The sequence below is a fragment of the Micromonospora sp. NPDC023869 genome (genome assembly GCF_055559695.1).
Genome location: NZ_JBVHKD010000023.1, coordinates 1 through 3,442, shown reverse-complemented (window position 1 = coordinate 3,442; position 3,442 = coordinate 1). Strand labels below are relative to the sequence as shown.

Annotated in this window: 2 rRNA genes; both read left to right on the top strand. The window is 56.7% G+C overall.

From position 1 onward, the window contains the following. The first annotated feature begins 117 nt into the window (after positions 1 to 117). A 23S ribosomal RNA gene (locus tag ACZ31C_RS32180) occupies positions 118 to 3,229 on the top strand. A 98-nt stretch (positions 3,230 to 3,327) separates the two neighbouring features. Further along, positions 3,328 to 3,442, top strand: a 5S ribosomal RNA gene (rrf, locus tag ACZ31C_RS32175); the annotation flags it as partial.

Here is a 3,442-nt window from a genome sequence, read left to right as displayed (position 1 = left end):
GACCTGGTCTCGCATACCGGATGGTGCCCCTGGTGGGGGTGGTGTTGCTGGTGTGGGGCTGTGGGTTGTGGGTTGGTTGTTTGTTGAGAATTGCACAGTGGACGCGAGCATCTTTGTGGTCAAGTTGTCAAGGGCGAACGGTGAATGCCTTGGCACCAGGAGCCGATGAAGGACGTGGGAGGCCGCGATAGGCCTGGGGGAGCTGTCAACCGAGCTGTGATCCCAGGGTGTCCGAATGGGGTAACCCGGCATCAGTCATGTGATGTCACCTGCACCTGAACTCATAGGGTGTGTGGAGGGAACGCGGGGAAGTGAAACATCTCAGTACCCGTAGGAAGAGAAAACAATTTAGTGATTCCGTGAGTAGTGGCGAGCGAAAGCGGATTTAGGCTAAACCGGTTGCGTGTGATACCTGTCAGGGGTTGCGTGGTCGGGGTTGTGGGACTCTGTGTGGTGGGCTGACACTCACCGAAGAAGTTACAAAATCAGTTGTTAGTCGAATGGTCTGGAATGGCCGACCGTAGACGGTGAAAGTCCGGTAGGTGAAAGCAGCTGGTCTTCTATGGATGTTCCCGAGTAGCGGCGGACTCCTGAAATCTGCCGTGAATCTGCCAGGACCACCTGGTAAGCCTGAATACTTCCTGGTGACCGATAGCGGACGAGTACCGTGAGGGAATGGTGAAAAGTACCCCGGGAGGGGAGTGAAATAGTACCTGAAACCGTTCGCCTACAATCCGTCGGAGCCTTGAGGGGTGACGGCGTGCCTTTTGAAGAATGAGCCTGCGAGTTAGTGGCATGTGGCGAGGTTAACCCGTGTGGGGGAGCCGTAGCGAAAGCGAGTCTGAAGAGGGCGTTTGAGTCGCATGTTCTAGACCCGAAGCGGAGTGATCTAGCCATGGGCAGGCTGAAGCGCGGGTAAGACCGTGTGGAGGGCCGAACCCACCAACGTTGAAAAGTTGGGGGATGACCTGTGGTTAGGGGTGAAAGGCCAATCAAACTCCGTGATAGCTGGTTCTCCCCGAAATGCATTTAGGTGCAGCGTCGCGTGTTTCTTGCCGGAGGTAGAGCACTGGATGGTCTAGGGGGCCCACAAGCTTACCGAAATCAGCCAAACTCCGAATGCCGGTAAGTGAGAGCGCGGCAGTGAGACTGCGGGGGATAAGCTTCGTAGTCGAGAGGGAAACAGCCCAGATCACCAGCTAAGGCCCCTAAGCGTGTGCTAAGTGGAAAAGGATGTGGGGTCGCATAGACAACCAGGAGGTTGGCTTAGAAGCAGCCACCCTTTAAAGAGTGCGTAATAGCTCACTGGTCAAGTGGTTCCGCGCCGACAATGTAGCGGGGCTCAAGTACACCGCCGAAGCTGTGGCATTCACATGTGTACTTCGCGCGAGTCTTCGGGCTTGTGTGCAGGTGTGTGGATGGGTAGGGGAGCGTCGTGCCGGGGGTGAAGCAGCCGAGTGATCGAGTTGTGGACGCGGCACGAGTGAGAATGCAGGCATGAGTAGCGAAAGAAGGGTGAGAAACCCTTCCGCCGGATGACCAAGGGTTCCAGGGCCAGGTTAATCCGCCCTGGGTGAGTCGGGACCTAAGGCGAGGCCGAGAGGCGTAGTCGATGGACAACGGGTTGATATTCCCGTACCCGCGAAAGAGCGTCCCTGACGAACCTCGTTGTGCTAACCACCCAAACCATCTGAGACCTTCGGGTTGAGGGTGGGGAGCGTGGGAACCTGGCGGGTAGTAGTCAAGCGATGGGGTGACGCAGGAAGGTAGCTGAGCCCGGCCGGTGGTTGTGCCGGGGTAAGCGTGTAGGCCGACGTGTAGGCAAATCCGCACGTCATGGGGCTGAGACGTGATGCCGAGCCGATTCAGGTGAAGTCAGTGATCCTATGCTGCCGAGAAAAGCCTCTAGCGAGTTCTTAGCGGCCCGTACCCCAAACCGACACAGGTGGTCAGGTAGAGAATACCGAGGCGATCGGGCGAACTGTGGTTAAGGAACTCGGCAAATTGCCCCCGTAACTTAGGGAGAAGGGGGGCCGGAGACGTGAAGCCCCGCGCGGGTGGAGCGTTGTATGGCCGCAGAGAGCAGGGGGAAGCGACTGTTTACTAAAAACACAGGTCCATGCGAAGAAGTAATTCGATGTATATGGACTGACGCCTGCCCGGTGCTGGAACGTTAAGGGGACCTGTTAGCTCTTCGGGGCGAAGCGGAGAACTTAAGCGCCAGTAAACGGCGGTGGTAACTATAACCATCCTAAGGTAGCGAAATTCCTTGTCGGGTAAGTTCCGACCTGCACGAATGGCGTAACGACTTCCCCACTGTCTCAACCACAGGCCCGGCGAAATTGCAGTACGAGTAAAGATGCTCGTTACGCGCGGCAGGACGGAAAGACCCCGGGACCTTTACTATAGCTTGACATTGGTATCTGAGTTAGCTTGTGTAGGATAGGTGGGAGCCGGTGAACCTCATACGCCAGTATGGGGGGAGGCAATCTTGAAATACCACTCTGGTTGATTCGGGTATCTAACTTCGGACCGTTATCCGGTTCAGGGACAGTGTCTGGTGGGTAGTTTAACTGGGGCGGTTGCCTCCTAAAAGGTAACGGAGGCGCCCAAAGGTTCCCTCAGCCTGGTTGGCAATCAGGTGTTGAGTGCAAGTACACAAGGGAGCTTGACTGTGAGACTGACGGGTCGAGCAGGGACGAAAGTCGGGACTAGTGATCCGGCACTTGCGTGTGGAAGCGGTGTCGCTCAACGGATAAAAGGTACCCCGGGGATAACAGGCTGATCTTCCCCAAGAGTCCATATCGACGGGATGGTTTGGCACCTCGATGTCGGCTCGTCGCATCCTGGGGCTGTAGCAGGTCCCAAGGGTTGGGCTGTTCGCCCATTAAAGCGGTACGCGAGCTGGGTTTAGAACGTCGTGAGACAGTTCGGTCCCTATCCGCCGTGCGCGTAGGATACTTGAGAAGGGCTGTCCCTAGTACGAGAGGACCGGGACGGACGAACCTCTGGTGTGCCAGTTGTCCCGCCAGGGGCACGGCTGGTTAGCTACGTTCGGAAGGGATAACCGCTGAAAGCATCTAAGCGGGAAGCTCGCTTCAAGATGAGGTATCCCACCCACCTTTGGTGGGGTAAGGCCCCCAGCTAGACGACTGGGTTGATAGGCCGGAAATGTAAGCCCGGTAACGGGTTCAGTTGACCGGTACTAATAGGCCGAGGACTTGACTATCAAAGTTGCTACGCGTCCACTGTGTAACTCACAACAAACAAACACACCCCAACACGAGTAGTGTTGGTGCAGGATTGTGTTTGACATGTTGATAAGGTTACGGCGGTCATGGCGGAGGGGAAACGCCCGGTCACATTCCGAACCCGGAAGCTAAGCCCTCCAGCGCCGATGGTACTGCACCCGGGAGGGTGTGGGAGAGTAGGACACCGCCGG